Annotated in this window: 22 protein-coding genes; 9 read left to right on the plus strand and 13 right to left on the minus strand. The window is 70.3% G+C overall.

The window, feature by feature from the left end; all coding sequences use genetic code 11:
* The first annotated feature begins 153 nt into the window (after positions 1–153).
* Entirely contained in the window at positions 154–930 is a 777-nt protein-coding gene (locus tag NLX83_RS26095) for a peptidoglycan recognition protein family protein (protein ID WP_254237801.1), read from the plus strand.
* Here the strand turns inward: NLX83_RS26095 and NLX83_RS26100 are convergent.
* Positions 915–2,546 (minus strand): ABC-F family ATP-binding cassette domain-containing protein, encoded by a 1,632-nt coding sequence (locus tag NLX83_RS26100; protein ID WP_254237802.1) that lies wholly within the window; start codon positions 2,544–2,546, stop codon positions 915–917. The genes NLX83_RS26095 and NLX83_RS26100 overlap by 16 nt on opposite strands.
* A gap of 21 nt (positions 2,547–2,567) precedes the next feature.
* A complete protein-coding gene (gene zapE, locus NLX83_RS26105) occupies positions 2,568–3,587 on the minus strand; it encodes a cell division protein ZapE (RefSeq protein ID WP_254237803.1) in 1,020 nt (339 codons plus the stop codon).
* 32 nt (positions 3,588–3,619) lie between these two features.
* Between zapE and NLX83_RS26110 the strand changes: the two genes are divergently transcribed.
* The 4 genes from NLX83_RS26110 to NLX83_RS26125 are packed head-to-tail and all read left to right on the plus strand — an operon-like array spanning position 3,620 to position 5,491.
* Entirely contained in the window at positions 3,620–4,375 is a 756-nt protein-coding gene (locus tag NLX83_RS26110) for a pyrimidine reductase family protein (protein ID WP_254237804.1), read from the plus strand.
* A gap of 50 nt (positions 4,376–4,425) precedes the next feature.
* Positions 4,426–4,860: an Asp23/Gls24 family envelope stress response protein gene (locus NLX83_RS26115; RefSeq protein WP_254237805.1), complete on the plus strand. Its 435-nt coding sequence runs from the start codon at positions 4,426–4,428 to the stop codon at positions 4,858–4,860.
* Entirely contained in the window at positions 4,857–5,153 is a 297-nt protein-coding gene (locus NLX83_RS26120) for a hypothetical protein (RefSeq protein ID WP_254237806.1), read from the plus strand. The genes NLX83_RS26115 and NLX83_RS26120 overlap by 4 nt, the downstream gene beginning before the upstream one ends.
* Positions 5,150–5,491 carry a hypothetical protein gene (locus tag NLX83_RS26125; protein ID WP_254237807.1) on the plus strand — a complete coding sequence of 114 codons (342 nt, stop codon included), beginning with the start codon at positions 5,150–5,152 and terminating at the stop codon, positions 5,489–5,491. Before NLX83_RS26120 ends, NLX83_RS26125 begins: the two co-directional genes overlap by 4 nt.
* Here the strand turns inward: NLX83_RS26125 and NLX83_RS26130 are convergent.
* The 9 genes from NLX83_RS26130 to NLX83_RS26170 all read right to left on the minus strand — a co-directional run bounded on the left by NLX83_RS26130 (position 5,443) and on the right by NLX83_RS26170 (position 12,809).
* Positions 5,443–5,745 carry a hypothetical protein gene (locus NLX83_RS26130; RefSeq protein ID WP_254237808.1) on the minus strand — a complete coding sequence of 101 codons (303 nt, stop codon included), beginning with the start codon at positions 5,743–5,745 and terminating at the stop codon, positions 5,443–5,445. The two genes, NLX83_RS26125 and NLX83_RS26130, sit on opposite strands and share 49 nt — an antisense overlap.
* Before the next feature lie 10 nt (positions 5,746–5,755).
* On the minus strand, positions 5,756–6,520 hold the full coding sequence (locus NLX83_RS26135; protein ID WP_254237809.1) for an FAD:protein FMN transferase: 765 nt from the start codon (positions 6,518–6,520) through the stop codon (positions 5,756–5,758).
* A complete protein-coding gene (locus NLX83_RS26140; RefSeq protein ID WP_254237810.1) occupies positions 6,517–6,933 on the minus strand; it encodes an FMN-binding protein in 417 nt (138 codons plus the stop codon). The genes NLX83_RS26135 and NLX83_RS26140 overlap by 4 nt, the downstream gene beginning before the upstream one ends.
* A gap of 13 nt (positions 6,934–6,946) precedes the next feature.
* The gene (locus NLX83_RS26145; RefSeq protein WP_254237811.1) at positions 6,947–8,320 is read right to left on the minus strand and encodes a ferredoxin reductase family protein; all 1,374 of its coding nucleotides are present in this window, start codon (positions 8,318–8,320) and stop codon (positions 6,947–6,949) included.
* A gap of 79 nt (positions 8,321–8,399) precedes the next feature.
* Entirely contained in the window at positions 8,400–8,663 is a 264-nt protein-coding gene (locus tag NLX83_RS26150; RefSeq protein WP_254237812.1) for a hypothetical protein, read from the minus strand.
* Between the two features lie 25 nt (positions 8,664–8,688).
* Entirely contained in the window at positions 8,689–9,525 is an 837-nt protein-coding gene (locus NLX83_RS26155; protein ID WP_254237813.1) for a hypothetical protein, read from the minus strand.
* Positions 9,526–9,649: 124 nt separating this feature from the next.
* Positions 9,650–11,008 (minus strand): HAMP domain-containing sensor histidine kinase, encoded by a 1,359-nt coding sequence (locus NLX83_RS26160; RefSeq protein WP_254237814.1) that lies wholly within the window; start codon positions 11,006–11,008, stop codon positions 9,650–9,652.
* Positions 11,005–11,694, minus strand: coding sequence for a response regulator transcription factor (locus NLX83_RS26165; RefSeq protein WP_254237815.1), 690 nt, complete (start codon positions 11,692–11,694; stop codon positions 11,005–11,007). Before NLX83_RS26165 ends, NLX83_RS26160 begins: the two co-directional genes overlap by 4 nt.
* A gap of 428 nt (positions 11,695–12,122) precedes the next feature.
* A complete protein-coding gene (locus tag NLX83_RS26170) occupies positions 12,123–12,809 on the minus strand; it encodes a DUF305 domain-containing protein (protein ID WP_254237816.1) in 687 nt (228 codons plus the stop codon).
* 163 nt (positions 12,810–12,972) lie between these two features.
* Here NLX83_RS26170 and NLX83_RS26175 point away from each other — a divergent pair, with 163 nt between their 5' ends.
* The 4 genes from NLX83_RS26175 (at position 12,973) to NLX83_RS26190 (ending at position 16,720) form a co-directional block, all read left to right on the plus strand.
* The gene (locus NLX83_RS26175) at positions 12,973–14,430 is read left to right on the plus strand and encodes an LVIVD repeat-containing protein (RefSeq protein WP_254237817.1); all 1,458 of its coding nucleotides are present in this window, start codon (positions 12,973–12,975) and stop codon (positions 14,428–14,430) included.
* 128 nt (positions 14,431–14,558) lie between these two features.
* Positions 14,559–14,966, plus strand: coding sequence for a hypothetical protein (locus NLX83_RS26180; RefSeq protein ID WP_254237818.1), 408 nt, complete (start codon positions 14,559–14,561; stop codon positions 14,964–14,966).
* Entirely contained in the window at positions 14,966–15,568 is a 603-nt protein-coding gene (locus NLX83_RS26185) for a DUF3558 domain-containing protein (RefSeq protein ID WP_254237819.1), read from the plus strand. The genes NLX83_RS26180 and NLX83_RS26185 overlap by 1 nt, the downstream gene beginning before the upstream one ends.
* A 3-nt stretch (positions 15,569–15,571) precedes the next feature.
* On the plus strand, positions 15,572–16,720 hold the full coding sequence (locus tag NLX83_RS26190) for a hypothetical protein (RefSeq protein WP_254237820.1): 1,149 nt from the start codon (positions 15,572–15,574) through the stop codon (positions 16,718–16,720).
* A 5-nt stretch (positions 16,721–16,725) separates the two neighbouring features.
* Here the strand turns inward: NLX83_RS26190 and NLX83_RS26195 are convergent, their stop codons facing one another.
* Positions 16,726–17,466: a pseudouridine synthase gene (locus NLX83_RS26195; protein ID WP_254237821.1), complete on the minus strand. Its 741-nt coding sequence runs from the start codon at positions 17,464–17,466 to the stop codon at positions 16,726–16,728.
* Entirely contained in the window at positions 17,459–18,268 is an 810-nt protein-coding gene (scpB, locus tag NLX83_RS26200; RefSeq protein WP_374118812.1) for an SMC-Scp complex subunit ScpB, read from the minus strand. Before scpB ends, NLX83_RS26195 begins: the two co-directional genes overlap by 8 nt.
* Between the last annotated feature and the right edge of the window lie 138 nt (positions 18,269–18,406).

An 18,406-nucleotide genomic window follows, 5' to 3' on the forward strand; every position in this document is an offset into this window, starting at 1 on the left:
TGCCGACAGCCGGGGGGTTTGTCGTCGTTTGCGACCGCTGGAGCGGGGGTCGGCGGTACTTGAAGACGGGCGAACCCGGGTGGGACGCGGCGGCGGGCCCACGGGTGGGTGATGTGGAGGGCGGAGGGCGCGGGGGTGCTCCACGCTGACGGCATGACTACGCGGCGGGCGTTGCTGGGCGGGATCGTTGCGGCGGCGGGAGCCCTGGCGGTGGGTGCGGGGGCGACCGCCAAGCCCCGGGCGCGCAACGCCGGAGGGCTCACACCACCGGGGCGGAGCGATCTCGCGATCACCGCGCGGAAGCGGGCCGCGTGGGGCGCCAACGAGGCGGTGCGGGTGAAGCCGGACGGCTCGGAGCAGTGGCCGTTGCGGTTCTCACCGGTGCAGGGGCTGGTGGTGCACCACTCCGCGCTCCCCGTCGAAGCCGACCGCGACGCGACGATGCGCGGCATCCACGACCTGCACGCGGTGCGCCGCCAGTGGGCCGACATCGGCTATCACCTGATCATCGATCCCGAGGGCGTGGTCTACGAGGGCCGCTACTCCGGGCGTGATCCGGTCCCGGTCTTCGACGCGCACCCGGTGCAGGGCCGCAAACCGCTCGTGGTGACCGGCGGGCACGTGTCCGGGCACAACATGGGCAACATCGGGATCTGCCTGCTCGGCGATATGACCGCGGTGCAGCCCGGAGCGGGCGCGCGGTCAAGCCTGGTGCGCACCCTCGCCGGGCTCAGCCTGCTGTGCGGCGTGGACCCCGCGGGCTCCTTCGAGTACGTCAACCCGGACAACGGCGCCCGCGTCACCAAGCCGGTGATCAGCAGGCACCGCGACTGGGTCGGCACCGCGTGCCCCGGCGAGGCGTTCGCCGCGCAGTTCGACACGGTGCGGGCCGAAGTCGTGCGGCTGGTCAAGGGTCACCGTGCGCGCTGAACCCGGGCCTCGTCCCAAACCGGCTCATCCGACTCGACCACCGAACCGTCCGAGCGGAACACCACGAACCGATCGAACGAGCGGGCGAACCACCGGTCGTGGGTCACCGCGACGACCGTGCCGGTGAACTGCTCCAGCGCGGACTGCAACGCCTCCGCCGAAGTCAGGTCCAGGTTGTCGGTCGGCTCGTCGAGCAACAGCAGCGTGGCGCCGGTCAGCTCCAGCAACAGGATCTGGAACCGCGCCTGCTGCCCACCGGACAGCGTCTCGAAGCGCTGGTCCCCAGACTCCGCCAGGCCGTAGCGCTGCAACGCGCCCATGGCCTTGCCGCGATCCAGACCGGAACGCTGGTCGTCGCCGTGCCACAGCACCTCGGTGAGGGTCTTGCCGACCCACTCGGGATGCTCGTGGGTCTGCGCGAACAGCCCCGGCTCGACCCGCGCGCCCAGCCGACACGCCCCCGTGTGCGCCACGGAAGCCTTGTCCGACAACAACCTCAGGAAGTGGCTCTTGCCGGAGCCGTTGGAGCCCAACACAGCCACGCGGTCGGCGAAGAACACTTCCAGGTCGAACGGCTTCATCAGCCCGGTCAGCTCAAGCCGCTCGCAGGTGATCGCGCGGATACCGGTGCGGCCACCGCGCAGGCGCGGCGTCACCTTCTCCTCGCGCGGCATCTCCGGCGGTTTGCCCGCCTCCTCGAACTTCCTCAGCCGCGTCTGCATCGCGCGGTACCGCGACGCCATGTCCGGGCTGTTCGCCGCCTGCTGTTGCAGCGTCCGCACGAGATCCTTGAGCCGCTGGTGCTCTTCGTCCCACCGCCGGTGCTGCTCGGCGACGCGTTCCCAGCGCGCTTCTCGCGCCGCGTGCCAGGTGCCGAAGCTGCCGACGTGCGTCCAGGCCGTGTGCGCCTCGACGGTCACCACGTGCGTGGCCGCGACCGCGAGCAGTTCGCGATCGTGCGAGACGAGCAGCACCGCCTTGTCGGTCTCGGCGAGTTTCTGTTCCAGCCAACGCTTTCCGGGCACGTCGAGGTAGTTGTCCGGCTCGTCGAGCAACAGCACCTGCTCGCGGCCGCGGAACAGCGCCTCCAGCACGAGCCGCTTCTGCTCACCGCCGGAGAGCGTCTTCACCCCGCGGTACTGCGCGCGGTCGAAGGGCACGCCCATCGCCGCGACGGTGACGGTGTCCCACAGCACCTCGGCGTCGTAGCCACCGGCCTCGCCCCACGCGGTGAGCGCGTTGGCGTAGCGCATCTGGGTGGTCTCGTCGTCGACCTCCATCAGCTTCAGCTCGACCGCGTCCAGCTCCGCCGCGGCAGCTCGAAGTGGTTGGGGCGCAACGGAAAGCAGCAGATCGCGAACCGTGCGCTCATCGCGGACGGAGCCGACGAACTGCGGCATCACCGCGAGGCCGCCGTGTACGACGGAGGACCCCTCGTCCGGCTTCAGCTCGCCGGAGAGCAGCCGCAGCAGGGTGGTCTTGCCCGCGCCGTTGGCGCCGACGAGCGCGACGACCGCGCCCGCGTTGACCTTGATGGCGACGTCCCGGAACAGCTCTCGTCCGTCCGAGAGGTGATAGGACAGACCAGCCGCGTCGAGATATCCCACGGTCCCCATGATGCAGCAGGGCGCGACCGATTATCGGTTGGCCATGCGCGAAAGGGCGGTGAGCCTGCTGATCGCGCGCAGGTACTTCTTGCGGTAGCCGCCGCGGAGCATGTCCTCGGTGAACATCGCCGACAGCGGGCTCCCGGAGACTGCGACGGGGATGTTGCGGTCGTACAGGCGGTCCGCGAGCACCACGAGCCGCAACGCGACGTCCTGGTCCGCCGCGGGGCGCACTCCGCTGATCAACACCAGGGGCACGTCGTCGACGAGGCGCCCGTAGCGCGAGGGGTGCAGGCGAGCCAGGTGCGCGCACAGCTCGTCGAAGGTGTCCAAAGTGGCGCCTTCGACTTCCGAAGCACGCGATGCCAGCTCGTCGTCGGTCAACGGCTCCGGCGCCTCCGGCAGCCCGCGATGGCGGTAGTCGGGCCCGTCGACCCTGGCCACGTCGAAGCGCGCGGACAGCGCCTGGATCTCGCGGAGGAAGCTGTCGGCGGCGAAGCGCCCCTCGCCGAGCTTGTCCGGCAACGTGTTCGAGGTCGCCGCCACGTGCACACCCGCGTCGGTCAGCTCCGCGAGCAGGCGGGTCACGAGCATCGTGTCACCGGGATCGTCCAGCTCGAACTCGTCGATGGCCAGCAGCTTGTGCGCGGACAGCCGCCGCACCGCCTCGCCGAAGCCGAGCGCGCCGACCAGGTGGGTCAGCTCGACGAAGGTGCCGTAGGACTTGGGTTCGGGCGCGGCGTGCCAGATGGAGGCGAGCAGGTGCGTCTTGCCGACGCCGAAGCCGCCGTCGAGGTACAGGCCGGGCTTGCCCCCCGGCTTGCCCCCGCCGAACAGGCTGCTCCACCACGACGTGGCGCGCTCGTCCTCGACCACCCGTTCGGCGAAGTCCCGGCCCCGTTCGAGGGCCTCGGCCTGGCTGGGCTCCTCGTGGCTGGGCAGGTAGGTGTCGAAGGAGACGTCGTCGAACATCGGGGGCGGGACCATCGCCGCGACCAGCTCATCGGTGCTGACCTCCGGCAACCGGTCCACCAGGCGGGGCGCGGACATGCGGCTGAGCCTATCCGTGCTGAGATGGGGTGGTGGACGGACTGTGGCCAACGACCGGTTTCGACGACAGCCGGATCGAGGAGTTCTACGCCTACCCCCCGGGGCTGGACCGGCCGTGGGTCCGGGTCAACTTCGTGTCCAGTGTGGACGGTGCGGTGACGGTGGCCGGCCGCTCCCGCGGGCTGTCCACCCCGGCCGACCACCGGGTGTTCCAGCTCGGCCGGGACCTGGCCGACGTCGTGCTGGTCGGCCTCGGCACGGCGGCGGTCGAGGGCTACGGCGGGGTGCCCGTCGGCGAGCGCCGCACCGAGCGGCGGCGGCGCCTCGGCCTGTCCCCGGTGCCGCCGATCGCGGTGGTGACCGGGCGGTGCGCGTTGAGCCCGGACTCGCCGCTGCTCACCGACACCGCCGTGGCACCGCTGGTGTTCACCTGCTCGTCCGCCCCGGGAAGCGCCCGCGAGGACCTCGTGGCCGCGGGCGCTGAGGTGATCATCGCCGGGGAGGACCGGGTGGACCTGCACCGGATGCTGGCCGAGCTCGGTGAGCGCGGACTGCACCGCGTCGACTGCGAGGGCGGACCGACGCTGTTCGGGAACCTGATCGCCGATGACCTGGTCGACGAGCTGTGCCTGACCCTCTCCCCGCTGCTCGCGGGCGGCGACGCCGGGCGGATCGCGACCGGGCCGCTGCCCGTGGAGCCGCGCGCGCTGTCGCTGGTCTCCGTGCTGCACGAGGACGACACGCTGCTGCTCCGCTACGGACGGGGGCCGGGGTCTCCGGTCGGGTGACGCATCGGGATGATCTCCCCCGCACCGGCGTGATCGGAAAGGGAGCACCCATGGCTCAGAAGAACGAAACGGCCCTCGCACCCGTGCAGCGCGCGGCGGCCCCCGCGCCCGCCAGGCTCGGCGACGACGCGGTTCAGGGCAGGACCACCATCGCCTCCTCGGTGGTGCAGAAGATCGCCGGTGTCGCGGCGCGCGAGGTCTCCGGCGTGCACGCGCTCGGCGACGGCCTGTCCAGGGCGTTCGGCGCGATCCGGGAGCACATCCCTGGTGGCGGCGGTGCGGTGAGCGCGGGCGTGGGCGTCGAGGTCGGCGAGAAGCAGGCCGTGATCGACCTCGACATCGTCGTGGAGTACGGCGCGTCCATCCTCGACCTCGCGCGGGCGGTGCGGCGCAACGTGATCACCGCGGTGGAGCGGATGACCGGGCTCGAGGTCGTCGAGGTCAACATCTCGGTCAACGACATCCACCTCCCCGAGACCGAGTGAGCGGAGGGGGACCCGGCTCGCTGGAGATCCACCCCGGCGTGCTCCGCAAACTGGTCGAGCGGTTCGTCGACGACGCGCCGGAGACCGCGCGCGAGTGCACCGCCCGGATCACCGGGACCGCGCCGGTGATCGACATCGCGCTCCGGCTCGCGCTGCGCTACCCGGCTCCGGTCCGGGACGCGGCCGAGGCGGTGCGCGACCGGCTCGTCGCCGAGGTCGGCCGGGTCACCGGCTATCACGTGCGGCGACTGGACGTGACCGTGTCCGCGCTGGTGCCACGAGGTGACAAGTGATCTGGCCGTGGCCGTGGAGGAAGCACGACCTGGTGCTGAACTCGTGGCTGAGCGTGACGGCCGACGCGGTGAACGAGCTGATCAGCGCGGAGGCGGGTGCGATCACCGGAGTCAGCCGCGCCCGCGCACGCCTGCGCGGCAGGAAACCCGCGCTCCGGCTGGTCCTGTGGCTGACCGAGGACACCGACCCCCACGAGGTCCGGCGGTCCATCGAAGCCGACGTCCTGCCCGCGATCCGCTCCGCGCTCGGCATCACCACGCTCCCCACCACCCTCCGCCTGAAACGGGGTCAGCTGTTGAAGCCGCGGTCGCCGAAGCGTTCCTGGCGCTGGTCGTAGCGCGACATGTAGCGGTCTTTGCCGCGGTGGCCATCGCCCACGCTCGCGATCAGCGCCCCGCCGACGCCGCCGACCAGCAGCAGCCCCGCCGCGGCGAGACCGGCCACCCATGCCTTGGCGTGCACCATCTTCGGCTGCTTCGGGGCGGGCGGCGGGGGCACCGGGGCGGCCTGCGCCTCGGGCTGTTCAGGTTGGGACTGCTCGGGCTGTTCCGGCTGGGGCTGCTCGGGCTGTTCGGGCTTGTCGTTGCTCATCTTCTTCTCCTCAACTCAGTTCCACGACAGAGCGGATACCGGTGGTGCACTCGACGGAGCCGTCGAGGCCGACGACGACGGCGTCGTAGCCGTCCTGGGTCTGCAACCACTCCAGGGCGCCGACGCCGCGCACGAACGCGGCGGTGGCCAGGACGTCGGCCCACATCAGCGACGGTCCGACCACGGTCACCGACCCCAGCTCGGCGGCGGGTTCCCCGTTGTCCGGGCGCACCAGGTGACCGCCGCGGTGGGCGTTGCCGGAGGTGGCGATCCCGCCGTCGAACAGCGGCAGCACGCCGACGAGCGTGTCCGCCGACCCGCCCTCGATGCCGATGCGCCACGGCCGGTCTCCCCTGGAGCACAACGCGATGTCGCCGCCCGCGTTGACGTAGTAGTCACCGGCCCACCGCTTGCCGAGCCGGGCCGCCGCGCGCTGCACCGCCCAGCCCTTGACCAGCCCGGAGGGGTCAAGCCGGTAGGTGCCGTCCGGCTCCGGCAGCAGCACGTCGAACCAGCCGTCGGTGGCGGCGCGGGCCTCGTCGGAGAGGGCGAGCACCTCCGCGACCAGTGGATCGCAGTCGCCGAGTTCGAGTTCTCCCTTGCCCAGCAAGCTGATCTGGCTGTCCGGGCGGTAGGTGCTGAACAGCCGGTCCACTTCGCGCAGCTCGGCGAAGACGTCCGTGACCGCCTTCGGCGCGCGCTCGCCCACCTCGGCTCCGCGCAGGTGGATGCTCACCGGCATGCCCATGATCTGTTCGACCCATGCCGCCGTCATGTCAGCCCCGCCTCGTCCAAGGCCGCCTGCAACGAGTCGCGGTAGCCCTGGCTGGTGGCCGTCGCGCCGGTGACCGCGTCGATGTCGGCGCTCTGCGCGCGCACGGCCTGCGCGTTGAGCTGCGGGATCGCGCGGCTGTTGATCTCGCGGTGCCGTCCGGGCTCGTTCGGGAAGCGGACCGCCTCGGATACGGAGATCTTGTTGTCCTGCAAGGTGATCCGCACCTGCACTACACCGCGGCTGGTGGTCACCGCCGGACCCGTCACGGTGCGCGCGCCCGCGACGGGAGCGGGCGCGGGCACCGCGGGAGCGGCCTGCACCTGCTCGGCGGACTCCCCCGTGCTCGTGCGGTAACCGAAGAGCAGCACCAGCACCGCGACGGTGCTCAACAGCGCGAAGGAAATGCGCCCCATCATCTTCTCCCAGTCACCATGCGAAGCGTTCGAAGTGGATGCGCGCGCGGGGCACTCCCGCGGTGCGCAGCGTCGCGACGACGGTTTCCATCCACGGCTCCGGGCCGCACAGGAACACGTCCCGCTCAAGCAGATCGGGCACCATCCGGTACAGGGACTCGACATCGTCGCCGTACCCGCGCGGCAACCACGAGTCGCCGCGCGGTCCGTCCAAATAGGACACGTTCACGCCGCGGTTGGCGGCGAACCACTCCAGTTCCCCGGCGAAGACCGCCTCGGCCCGCGACCGGACCCGGTAGAGCAGCGTCACCTTGCCGGGCTGGAAAGCCAGCTCCTCCAGCAGCGACCGCATCGCGGTGATGCCCACTCCGGCCGCGATCAGCAGGGACCGGTCCGAGCTCCGCTTCGCCGAGGTGACCGCGCCGTAAGGCCCCTCGATCAGCACCCGCGTCCCCGGGCGGAGGGTGGCGACGCGCGCCCCGCCGTCACCCAGGTCCTTGACCGTGATCCTGAGCCGATCCCGTTGCGGCACAGCGGAAAGCGAGAACGGGTTGGCCCGAGTCCTGCCGCGGCCGTCCAGGAATCGCCACAGGAAGAACTGCCCGGCCCGCGCGGGGAGCTTGTCGAGTCCGTGGCCCGCCATGTGCACCGAGACGACGCCGGGGGCCTCGGGGGTGACGGCGACGACCCGCAACTTGTGGCGCCACGACCGCCACAGCGGCAGGCCGACGCGGAAGACCAGGACGGCCGCGAGCGTGCACAGGTAAGCGCTCCACCAGTACGCGGTGGCCAGCGGGGAGTCGAGGAAGTCGGAGCCGGTCCACAGCTGGTGCGGCAGCGCGAGCCCGACACCGAGGTAGGCGTAGAGGTGGATCAGGTGCCAGGACTCGTAGCGCAGCCTGCGCCGGGCGGCCCTGATGGACAGCACCACCACGGCGACCAGCGCGACCGCTCCGGCGAAGGCGAGCAGCATGCCGGGTTCGGTGGTCACCAGCAGCCAGCCCTGCTCCAGGAAGCCCGTGCCCGCGTCCGCCGCGTACCCGGTGGTGATCAGCACGATGTGCGTGATCATCAGCCAGAACGAGGTGAACCCGGTGACGCGGTGCAGCCTGGCCAGCTTGTCCTGGCCGAACCGGCGCTCCAGCAAGGGGATGCGCGCCATCAGCAGCACCTGGATCAGCAGCAAGTTCGACGCGATCAGCCCGCCGAGCCTGCCCAGCGCGGACACGGCGCCGCCCTGGGCGAGACCGCCGTTGCCCTGCCACAGCGCGACGACGAAGAGCAGGGACAGGGCGGCCGCGCCGATCAGCGCTCGCCCGGCCCACGGGCCGGGAGCGCGGTGCCGCGCCGCGGGGAGCGGGCGGGCTACTGGAGATGTCGTGGTCACACCACAACGGTGCTGGCGTCACATAAGCGCCGCTTCAACCCACCATGAGAAAAGGATGAGACCCGCCCTCACAAGCACTTCACAGCAGGTGGGCGTAGCCGTGGTGGATTGCCTGCGCGGTGAGGAAGGCGGCCAGCTCACCGGTGCCGGGACCGAGCTCCACGACGTCGGGGAGCCCGAACTCGCGCTCCGGGTTGTGCAAGACGAAGCCCCGGAACCCGAGGCCCTCGCGCTCGGGTTCCGGGGTGGCGGGCAGGAGAGCCACGAGGCGGCGCGCCTCGGCGCCGGACAGGGTCCAGCGGGGGTTGGGAACCCCGCTGAACACGTCGAGTTCGATCTCCATCGCGTTCTCCTCCCCGCCGGGGCGGTCAGCGGATCAGCAGGCCCACCGGCACCCAGAAGTATCCGCAGAACTGCGTGTACGGGCCGCGGTTGCAGTTCGCCGGGTTCAACGACCCGCCGATCACGTTGCCGGAGTTGTCGGTGTTGCGCGCCGCGGTCTTACCGGGCTTGTGCCCCCAGAAACCGTCGGAGTGGTAGCGGTACCAGTGGTAGTCGCCGCCCGGCCAGACCACGAGCGCGACCAGCCGCTGCTGCCCGTCGCACGAGGGCCGGACCCCGTCGCACAGGGCCGCGGCGCGCACCGCCGCACAGGTGAGCGAGGTGTACTGGTGCCCGCACTGGCGGCCCGGCTGGGCGAAGGTGTTGGTGCGGCGGTTGACCGCGTAGTTGTAGCAGTTGTTGGTGGTTCGGACGGTGGCGTCGTTGTTCCAGAACCCCGGGTTGTACGGCGTGTGGTACGGCTGGCACGGCGCCGCGGGCTGGAGGTCGGCCTTGGCCTCGATCGAGCGGCTCTCCAGGTTGCCGCGCAGTGCCCGCATGACGTGCTCGCGGATCTGGTCGTCCACGTGGTGCCGCGAGGTTTCCAGCAGCCAGCTGACCGCGTCGACGGACTCGTCCGCGGTGAGCGCGTCACGCGAGTCCTGCGCGACGCCGACCGCGAACCGTTGCGGCAGCTCGCTTTCGGTCGGGTCGTCGGTGTCCGCGGAGATCACCAGACCGCGGAACCCGAGTTGGTCCGGCAGGTCGGCCGGTTCGGCGAGGGAGCGCCCGGAGAACCGGTCGAGCGCTTCCCTCACCTGGCTGTCGTCCAAGTGCCACACCGGGTTCGTACGTCCGGAGAAGACTTCCAGTTCGACTCGCATGGCAGGACCCCTTCTGTGGAGTGCCCCTCACTCCACAGCCCAAGCTGCTCGGGATCCCGTTGCCGGATAAGGGTATTTCTACTCACCGGCTTCGCACGAAGGGGCAGACTTCCGGGCCGGGAACCTAGAGATCAGGTCGACCTACCGGGAGGCGAAACCGCACCGTAGCACCGATGCCATCGATTGGTTCGACGAACTCCACCGAGCCCCCGTGCGCCGCCGCGGTCTGCGCCACGATCGCCAGCCCGAGCCCGGAACCCGGCAGGCTCCGCGCCGACTCCGAACGCCAGAACCGTTGGAACACCATGGCTCTCTCGTCTCGGGCGATTCCCTGTCCAGCGTCCGCCACGGTGATTTCCCCTGCCACCGAATGGATGCGCACGGTCGAGGACGGCGGCGAGAACTTCACCGCGTTGTCCAACAGGTTCAGCACCGCGCGCTCCAGCTCGCCCGGATCGCCCACCACCGTCCAGGGTTGGCTGTGCACGTCGAAAACGTGGCCCCTGGCCCGGGCTCGCGCCCGCTCGACCGCGCGTTCGACGACCGCGCCCATCGACACCGGAACGCGCTCGGTCTCGTGCTCGTCCCGTGCCAGCACAACGAGCTCGCCCACCAGGTCGCCCAGTTCCCTCGCCTGGTCCTGCAAGCTCGCCAGCAACGCGCGCCGCTGCTCGTCCGGGATCGACCTGCCGGTCTTCTCGCTGCGCACCAACAGGTCGACGTTGGTGCGCATGCTCGTCAACGGCGTGCGCAGCTCGTGCGCGGCGTCCGCGACCAGATCCTGCTGGCGTTTCCTCGACTCCGCCAGGGCCTTGGTCATCCGCGAGAACGCGCGGCCCAACCTGCCGATCTCGTCGCGGCCGCGCACGTCCACCGGTGCGGCCAGGTCCTCGGTCTCGGCGATGTGCTCGACGGTCTTGGTGAGCCGCTCCACCGGGCGCAGCGCGAGCCTGGTCAGCAGCAGCCCGGACACCGCGGCCACCAGCACGCCGACCACCGACACGATGGCGAGCACGGTTCCCAGCTGCCGCAACGTGTCCCGCACATCGGCCGTGGAGCGACTGGTCACCACCGAGTACCCCGCGCCGATCGGCTCGACCAGAACGCGCACGCCCACGTGGCCGTAGGTCATGCCGTCGCGGAACGTCGGCACCGGCTCCCGGTCGCGCGGGCCGAGCTTGACCTTGTCGACCCCCTTGGGGCAGCACGTCGTCCCGTTCGGCCGCAACAGCTGAACACCGACGATGTACTTCTGGTAGCCCTCTTTGTCCTGTTCGCTGCCGCACAGCGACTCCGGGTCGACGCCCGGCTTCTTCAGCTCCTTCGCCGGTGACGACGTTTGGAGCGACACGTCGATCTGGCGGCGCATCGTCACGTCCGCGCCGAACCACGCGAACACGCTCACCACGATGATGCCCAGCGCCACCACCAACGCCGTCACCAAGGCGACGCGGCTGCGCAGCAGGAGTCTGCGCTCCCTCATGAGCGCGACCGCAGCACGTAGCCGACGCCGCGCACCGTGTGCAGCAACCGCGAACCGCCCTCGGCCTCGGTCTTGCGCCGGAGGTAGCCCACGTAGACGTCGAGGATGTTGGTCCCTGGGTCGTAGTCGTAGCCCCAGACCTCGCGCAGCAGCTGCTTGCGGGTGAACACCTGCTTCGGCGCGGAGAGGAACAGCGCCAGCAGGTCGAACTCCGTGCGGGTCAACTCGATCTCCTGGCCGCCGCGGTGCGCCTCGCGCGTGCCAACGTTGACAACAAGATCTTCGTACTTGAGCACCCCGTCGGACTCCGCCACCACCCGGCCCCGCCGCAGCAGCGCGCGCAGCCGGGCCAGCAGCTCCTCCAGCGCGAAAGGCTTCGGCAGGTAGTCGTCCGCGCCCGCGTTCAGCCCCGACACCCGGTCGCTGACGGCGTCGCGGGCGGTCAGCATCAGGATCGGCACGTCCGCCCCCGCCGACCGCAACCGCCTGCACGTCTCCAGGCCGTCCACGCCCGGCATCATCAGGTCCAGCACCAGGGCGTCCAGCTTGCGCCCGTCCGGATCGAGCACCCGCTCCAGCGCACGCTGACCGTTCTCGGCCGTCTCCACCGTGTACCCCTCGAAGAGCAGACTGCGCTCCAGGCTCTCGCGCACGGCGGGCTCATCGTCCACCACCAGCAGGTGCATGCCCGCCATCTTCACCCATCCCCCCGGGTACAACCGTCTCCAAGTGGAGTACGGCCGTCTTCAAGTCCCCCCAACCCCCTCCCCCGCAGTCTTCAACCACCCCCAACCCCCCACGCTGACGTGCTGAATGAGTCATCGGGGTGACTGAACGCACCGAATGAGTCATTGAGGTACTTGAGCGCCCTCAATGACTCATTCAGCACGCTCAACGCACCAAACGCGTCATTGGCGGCACACGATCACGAACCTGAACACCGGAGCACATCGTGGGGTTATGCCCTGAACGGGTCGTTGAGGGCACTGAACGCCCCGAACGACCCGTTCAGGGAACCCAACGCCCCAAAGGCGGCGTTGGCGCGCGGGGGTTGGGGGCGGTTTGAGACGCGTGGAGGTGAGGTTCGTAGGACTTGAAGACCGGAGAACCGGGCTCAGCGAAGGAGAGCGCGCATCCGGGCGATCTCGGCGGTCTGCGTCGCGATCACATCGTCGGCCATCTGCTCGACGAACACGTCGGCGCCGTCGCGGCGGACCTGTTCGGCCATCACCAGCGCGCCCTCGTGGTGGGCGATCATCAGCTCGACGAAGCGCTTCTCGAACGCCGCTCCGGTGAGCCCGGCCAGCTCCCGCAGTTGCTGCGGCGTCGCCATGCCCGGCATTCCCACATGCTGGGAAGCATCTCCGCCGTGGCCGTGCCCGGTTCCGGGGACCGGCTTGCCGTTGTTGCGAAGCCAGCCCTTCATCCCCTCGATCTCCGGCCCCTGCGACTTCTCGATCCGGTCGGCCATCGTCTTGACGGGTTCGGAGCCCGCCCGCGAGGGCACCAGCCTGGTCATCTCCAGCGCCTGCGCGTGGTGCGGGATCATCCGCTCCACGTACAGCGCGTCGGCGTCGTTTGGCTTCGGCTTCTGCTGCGCTCCGGCCGCCTGATCTGCGGGAATGGTGCGCGCGGACTGCCCGGGACCGCCGGGGAGGATCACCGGGGCGCTGGTCTCCTCGCGGCTGGAGGCGGCGCATCCGGCGGCCACGATCGCGGGCACCGACATCGCCAGCACCAGCCCAGCGGCGCGCAGCGCGCGACCGCGCCGGTTCCCGTTCGTCACCTCGTCCGCCTCCACGCTCGTCGACCTCGCACGTCGAACGGTAATGGCTAGCACGGTATTCCCGGGCGCGCGGGCACATCAAGATGCTCTATTCGGCCCTATGACCGCCGGTTTCCACCGCGCAGACTCCCCCGTGGGCGGGCGTGATGCCCGCCTGTGGTCGAGGGGAGCAACTTACGTGACGCCGGGCAAGAAGAGGACTACGGCGCGAGCGATCGCGATCGCCGCAGCCGGTCTGCTGGCGTTGTCGCTGACGACCGTTCTGGGCGGAACGGCCGCGGCACAGGACACCGCCGGACGGCAAGACACAGTTGCGGCTCCGGGCGAGAACGAGATCTCGTCGAGCCGCAACATCCGTCAGATCGCCAACATCCCGAAGCAGGCCCCGTTCAACACCGAGGCCGCGCTGGGCACCGACATCGCCTTCACCGGCAAGTACGCGGTGGTGGGCAACTACGACGGCTTCATCATCTACGACATCTCCCGGCCGGCGAAGCCGAAGATCGTCAGCCAGGTGCTCTGCCCTGGCTCGCAGAACGACGTGTCGGTCTCCGGGGACCTGCTGTTCCTATCGACCGACTCCTCGCGCAGCGACGACAGCTGCAACAGCTCGCCCAAGCCCGCGACCGAGAAGGACGCGTGGGAGGGCATCAAGGTCTTCGACATCAAGGACAAGGCCAACCCGAAGTACGTCTCGGCGATCGAGACCAAGTGCGGTTCGCACACCAACACCCTGGTGCCGGACAAGCGGAAGCAGAACGTCTACATCTACGTCTCGTCCTACAGCCCGAGCGCGACGTTCCCGGACTGCCAGCCGCCGCACGACCTGATCTCCATCGTCAAGGTGCCGGTGAAGAACCCGGCCGCGGCCAAGCTCGTCGGTGAGCCCGTGCTCTTCCCCGGCGGCGGCAACCCCGGCCTTCCGGGCTCGTTCCCGGCGCCGTACGTGACGCCGACCTCCGGCTGCCACGACATCACCGCGTACCCGGAGAAGGACCTCGCCGCCGGCGCCTGCATGGGCGAGGGCGTGCTCTTCGACATCTCCGACCGCGAGAAGCCGCGCGTGATCAACACGGTCAAGGACGACAAGAACTTCGCGTTCTGGCACTCCGCGACCTTCAACAACGACGGCACCAAGGTCGTCTTCACCGACGAGCTCGGTGGCGGCGGTAGCCCGGCCTGCACCGCGGCGATCGGCCAGGTCCGCGGCGCCAACGGCGTCTACGACATCACCGGCCGCGGCGACAAGCGCAAGCTGGAGTTCCGCAGCTACTACAAGATCCCCCGGGTGCAGACCGAGACGGAGAACTGCGTCGCCCACAACGGCTCGCTGATCCCGGTCTTCGGCCGCGACATCATGGTGCAGGCGTGGTACCAGGGCGGGATCTCGGTGTGGGACTTCACCAACTCCGCCCGCCCGGTCGAGATCGCGCACTGGGAGCGGGGCCCGTACAACGCCAACAAGCTGGTGACGGGCGGCTCGTGGTCGGCGTACTACTACAACGGCCACATCTACTCCAGCGACATCCAGAAGGGCCTGGACGTGCTGGAGCTCAACGACTGGCGCACCTTCAGCGCCCAGTTCGTCCGGATGCGTGAGTTCAACCCGCAGTCCCAGGGCCACTACCTGGGCTGAGCCCGACCACGAAGAGGGCCGTCGCTCGATCGAGCGACGGCCCTCTTTGGCATTTCCCGTGATCTCCCCGTGCCCCGGCCGCGCTCCTGGTTCCATGGGCATGCGGGGGTGGCAAAGCGAGGTGGGGAATGTCGGGTTCGTCCGCAGGCCAGGACCAGGGTCCGGCGCCGTACCAGGTCTCGGAAATTCCGCAGGTGGTGATCGGCGGCAGCGCTCCGGCGGGCGGCTACTCCGTCAGCCCGGAGTACGCCCCGATGCTGATCAAAGGCTTGCGGGAGGCACAAAAGAAGCTGCAGGAGATCGACCGGCAGCGGCAGCACCTCCAGTACGTGAAGGATCCCGACACGGATCCGTACAGCATCATGGTCGCGGCCGCGATGCGAAGAATGCTGGGTGATGAGCCAGGTGGCTACGGCTACGCCAACCGCCGAGCCCAGGAACAACTGGTCAGGCTGATCGAGAGGCTGGAGGCTTCGCTGAAGGTGTACCGGGACAACGAGGACCGCATCCGGCGCAACTTCATGCGGGGGAAGTGATGCGCGGACCAACCGCCTGGGCCGTCACAGCAGTTCTGCTGGTCGTGGCGACTGGATGCACGGCGATCAGCGCGGGAGAACCAGTCCCCGGAGTCACAAGCGGCTCAACCGAGAACACGGTCGCGCCGCCGGTGACCCAGCCAGCGCTGTCCTTCGGGCGTTTCACATCCCAGCCCTGTCAGATCCTGCGTCGGGAGCAGCTGGCCGCGTCGGGGACGACCAAGGACCCGGGTGAGGCGAAGACACAGGTCGTCGGACCCGAATGCGGTTGGCAGGCGGACGCTGTGTCAGGAACCCACATCGCAGTGACATTCCTGACCAACACCCGCGGTCTGGACGCCCTCTACTCCACCCGGGACGAGGGCTTCGGGTACTTCGCGCCGACCGAGGTTTCCGGCTATCCGGCGGTCAATACAGACAACAGGAAGCCCATCGGAAGAACCACGCCGGAAGGGGTGTGTTTCACCGCGGTGGCGGTCGCCAAGGCCGTGGCGTTCCAGGTGCACGTGACGGCGTTCAACCCGAATCCTGACAATGACGCGCCGTGCAAGGCGTCGGAGCGGATCGCGGCGATGGTCCTGGAAAACCTCAGGGCGGGCTGAGCGATGTTCACCAACGAGATCGCGGGAGAACCCAGACCGGCGGGCTACGACGCGGAGACCATCTACAACTGGTTCCACGACAGCGAAGGCCCGCAACCGATCCTCTCCGCCAGCGAGACGATCCTGAGGCAGATCGTCACCGGCCACGCCGAGGTGAACGCGATGATCAAGCGCGTGATCGAGGACTCCCGGGCGGTGTGGGACGGGCGCGCCGCCGACGCCGCGCGGGGTGGGATCGGCCCGATGGGAACGTGGGCCGACCAGATCACCGACGGAGCGACCAGCGCGCAGGGCCAGGTCGCGGCCGCCCGCGACGCCTTCCACCGCGCGAAGAACAGCGTCGAACCGCCGCTCCGCCAACCCGATCCGCGCCAGGTCACCATCGAGTTCACCCCGTTCGGCGGAATGGACCCGACGAAGTTCGTCAAGGCGGTGGAGAAGTGGCAGGCGAACCAGAGCCACAACGTCCACGTGCTGGAGAGCTACGGGACGAGCACGAACACCGCCGTGCGCGCCCTTCCCGAGTTCGTGCTGCCGGAGGGCGTCGGCGGCGAGGTCAAGCCACCCGCCCCGCCGTCACCGGACCCCGGCGGACCGCCGATCGGGCCGCCCAGCGATCCCGGTGGTCGCGGGCCGCGAGGCGGCAACCTCGACGAAAGCGGCCCCGGAGTCACCAACGGCTCCGGGCAGCGCGGCGAGTCGGAGAACGCCGCGTTCGCACCGCAGCCTGGGCAGCACGGCCAGGCGGGCCCAGCGCCTTGGCGGCCCGAGCCGGGCAACCAGGGCACCCCGGACCAGAGCGGCTTCACCGGTGCGATCGGCGGCTTGGGCGCCTTCGGAGGCGGCCTCGCAGTCGGTGGTGGAGTCGGCGCCGGTGGCTGGGGCGGCGGCGACTCACGCGAGAAACCCGGCCAGGGCGGACGCGGCGCGCCAGGCGAGAACAACCGTGGCACCACCGGAACATCCTCGACCACCCGAGGCGGCGGGAAGCCGACAGCCACTCCCTTGGCCGGGCCCCTGCCCGGGCCGACCGGCAAGGCCGAGGACGAGGAGCGCCAACGGCCGTCCTGGCTGGTGGAGGTCGACGACGTGTTCACCAACGACATGCAGCGGGTCGCGCCCCCGGTGATCGGCGAAGACCCCGGGGACTGACCCCGCTACAGGCCGACGAGGCGGTACAGCTCGCCGATCTCGGTCGCGGTGAGATCGCGCATGACACCCGGCTTCTGCGTGCTCAGGAAGACCGGCCCGATCGCGGTGCGGACCAGCCGCTGCACCGGGTGGCCGACCGCGTCCAGCAGCCGCCGCACGATGTGGTTGCGGCCCTCGTGCAGCACCACCTCGACCAGCGCGCGGCCGGAGTTGTTGTCCTTCATCTTGAAGCCGTCGACGACGACGGGGCCGTCCTCCAGCTCCACCCCGGCCCGCAGCTGCCTGCCGACCTCCTTGGAGACCGGTCCGGGCACCTCGGCCAGGTAGGTCTTGAGCACCTTGTACGACGGGTGCGTCAGCCGGTGCGCCAGCTCCCCGTCGTTGGTCAGCAGCAGCAGCCCCTCGGTGTCCGCGTCCAGCCTGCCCACGTGGAACAGCCGCTCGTCGCGCTCCCGCACCAGGTCGCCGACGCAGGACCGGCCGCGGTCGTCGGACATCGTGGTGTGCATGCCGCGCGGCTTGTTCAGCGCCACGTGCGCCAGCTCGTCGGTGATCATCACGCGGAGGCCGTCCACGTGGATGACGGCGGTCTCCGGGTCGACGCGGCGGCCCTGCTCGGTGACGACCTCGCCGTTCACCTTGACCCGCCCGTCGGCGATCATGTCCTCGGCGACGCGGCGCGAACCCACGCCCGCCTTGGCGAGGACCTTCTGCAACCGGACGCCATCCGGCTCTTCGTCATACATCGTCGATCATGTCCACTTCGGGCAGCAGGGGGGCGAGTTTGGGCAGGTCCTCCAGCGAGGTCAGCCCCAGTCGCTCCAGGAACAGCTCGGTCGTGCGGTAAAGGATGCCGTTGGTGTCGGGGTCGGCGCCGGTCTCCTCGATCAGCCCACGGGCCAGCAGCGTACGGATGACGCCGTCGACGTTCACCCCGCGCACCGCGGCGACCCTGGCCCGGGTCACCGGCTGCCGGTAGGCGATCACCGCGAGGGTCTCCAGCGCGGCCCTCGTCAGCTTCGCCCGCTGCCCGTCCAGCAGGAAGCGTTCCACGTACGGCGCGAACCGGTCCCGCGTGTAGAACCGCCAGCCGTCGGCGACGCGGCGCAGGTCGATCCCGCTGCCCGCCTCGGTGTAGCGGGCCGACAACCGGCGCAGCGCCGCCGCGACCCTGGCCACCGGCTGGTCCACCGCGTTGGCGAGCACCTCGTCCGAACCGGGGCTGTCGATCACCAGCAGCAGCGACTCCAGTGCCGCCTCCAGCTCGGACTCCTCGACCAGTTCCGGTCCGGCTTCCTCGATCTCCTCGCCCTCCGGCTCGGGTTCGGGGTCCGGCTCGGGCGCGGGTCCGGGTTCCGGTGCGGCGTCGACGGTGGGCGCGGGCGCACCCGTCGCGAACCGCCCGGCCGCCTCGGAGTACGCCGCGATCCGCCGGGACTCGGCGTCGTCCTCGGGCACCTCTCCCGTGACGGCGACGGTCTCGGCCTCGGCCACGGCCGCTTCCTCAGCGGCGGCAACGATCTCGGGCGCCTCCACCGGTTCGGTCACCTCGGCGCAGGCGGCGTCGACGGCCTCTTCCGCCGAAGCCACCGGCTCGTCCTCTGGCCGGGGCAGGCCGAGCAGCAGCTCCACCGGCTGTCTGCGCGTGGTCTCCGAGGCCCGCATCCACTCCGGCCGCGGCCGGTC

It is taken from the genome of Allokutzneria sp. A3M-2-11 16 (assembly GCF_024213555.1).
Classification (GTDB): Bacteria; Actinomycetota; Actinomycetes; order Mycobacteriales; family Pseudonocardiaceae; genus Allokutzneria.

Coding starts and splice junctions, on each gene's coding strand:
- NLX83_RS26095 (WP_254237801.1), top strand. CDS start 154: ATGACTACGCGGCGGGCGTTGCTGGGCGGGATCGTTGCGGCGGCGGGA.
- NLX83_RS26100 (WP_254237802.1), bottom strand. CDS start 2,546: ATGGGGACCGTGGGATATCTCGACGCGGCTGGTCTGTCCTATCACCTC.
- zapE (WP_254237803.1), bottom strand. CDS start 3,587: ATGTCCGCGCCCCGCCTGGTGGACCGGTTGCCGGAGGTCAGCACCGAT.
- NLX83_RS26115 (WP_254237805.1), top strand. CDS start 4,426: ATGGCTCAGAAGAACGAAACGGCCCTCGCACCCGTGCAGCGCGCGGCG.
- NLX83_RS26130 (WP_254237808.1), bottom strand. CDS start 5,745: ATGAGCAACGACAAGCCCGAACAGCCCGAGCAGCCCCAGCCGGAACAG.
- NLX83_RS26135 (WP_254237809.1), bottom strand. CDS start 6,520: ATGACGGCGGCATGGGTCGAACAGATCATGGGCATGCCGGTGAGCATC.
- NLX83_RS26140 (WP_254237810.1), bottom strand. CDS start 6,933: ATGGGGCGCATTTCCTTCGCGCTGTTGAGCACCGTCGCGGTGCTGGTG.
- NLX83_RS26150 (WP_254237812.1), bottom strand. CDS start 8,663: ATGGAGATCGAACTCGACGTGTTCAGCGGGGTTCCCAACCCCCGCTGG.
- NLX83_RS26155 (WP_254237813.1), bottom strand. CDS start 9,525: ATGCGAGTCGAACTGGAAGTCTTCTCCGGACGTACGAACCCGGTGTGG.
- NLX83_RS26160 (WP_254237814.1), bottom strand. CDS start 11,008: ATGAGGGAGCGCAGACTCCTGCTGCGCAGCCGCGTCGCCTTGGTGACG.
- NLX83_RS26165 (WP_254237815.1), bottom strand. CDS start 11,694: ATGCACCTGCTGGTGGTGGACGATGAGCCCGCCGTGCGCGAGAGCCTG.
- NLX83_RS26180 (WP_254237818.1), top strand. CDS start 14,559: ATGTCGGGTTCGTCCGCAGGCCAGGACCAGGGTCCGGCGCCGTACCAG.
- NLX83_RS26185 (WP_254237819.1), top strand. CDS start 14,966: ATGCGCGGACCAACCGCCTGGGCCGTCACAGCAGTTCTGCTGGTCGTG.
- NLX83_RS26190 (WP_254237820.1), top strand. CDS start 15,572: ATGTTCACCAACGAGATCGCGGGAGAACCCAGACCGGCGGGCTACGAC.
- NLX83_RS26195 (WP_254237821.1), bottom strand. CDS start 17,466: ATGTATGACGAAGAGCCGGATGGCGTCCGGTTGCAGAAGGTCCTCGCC.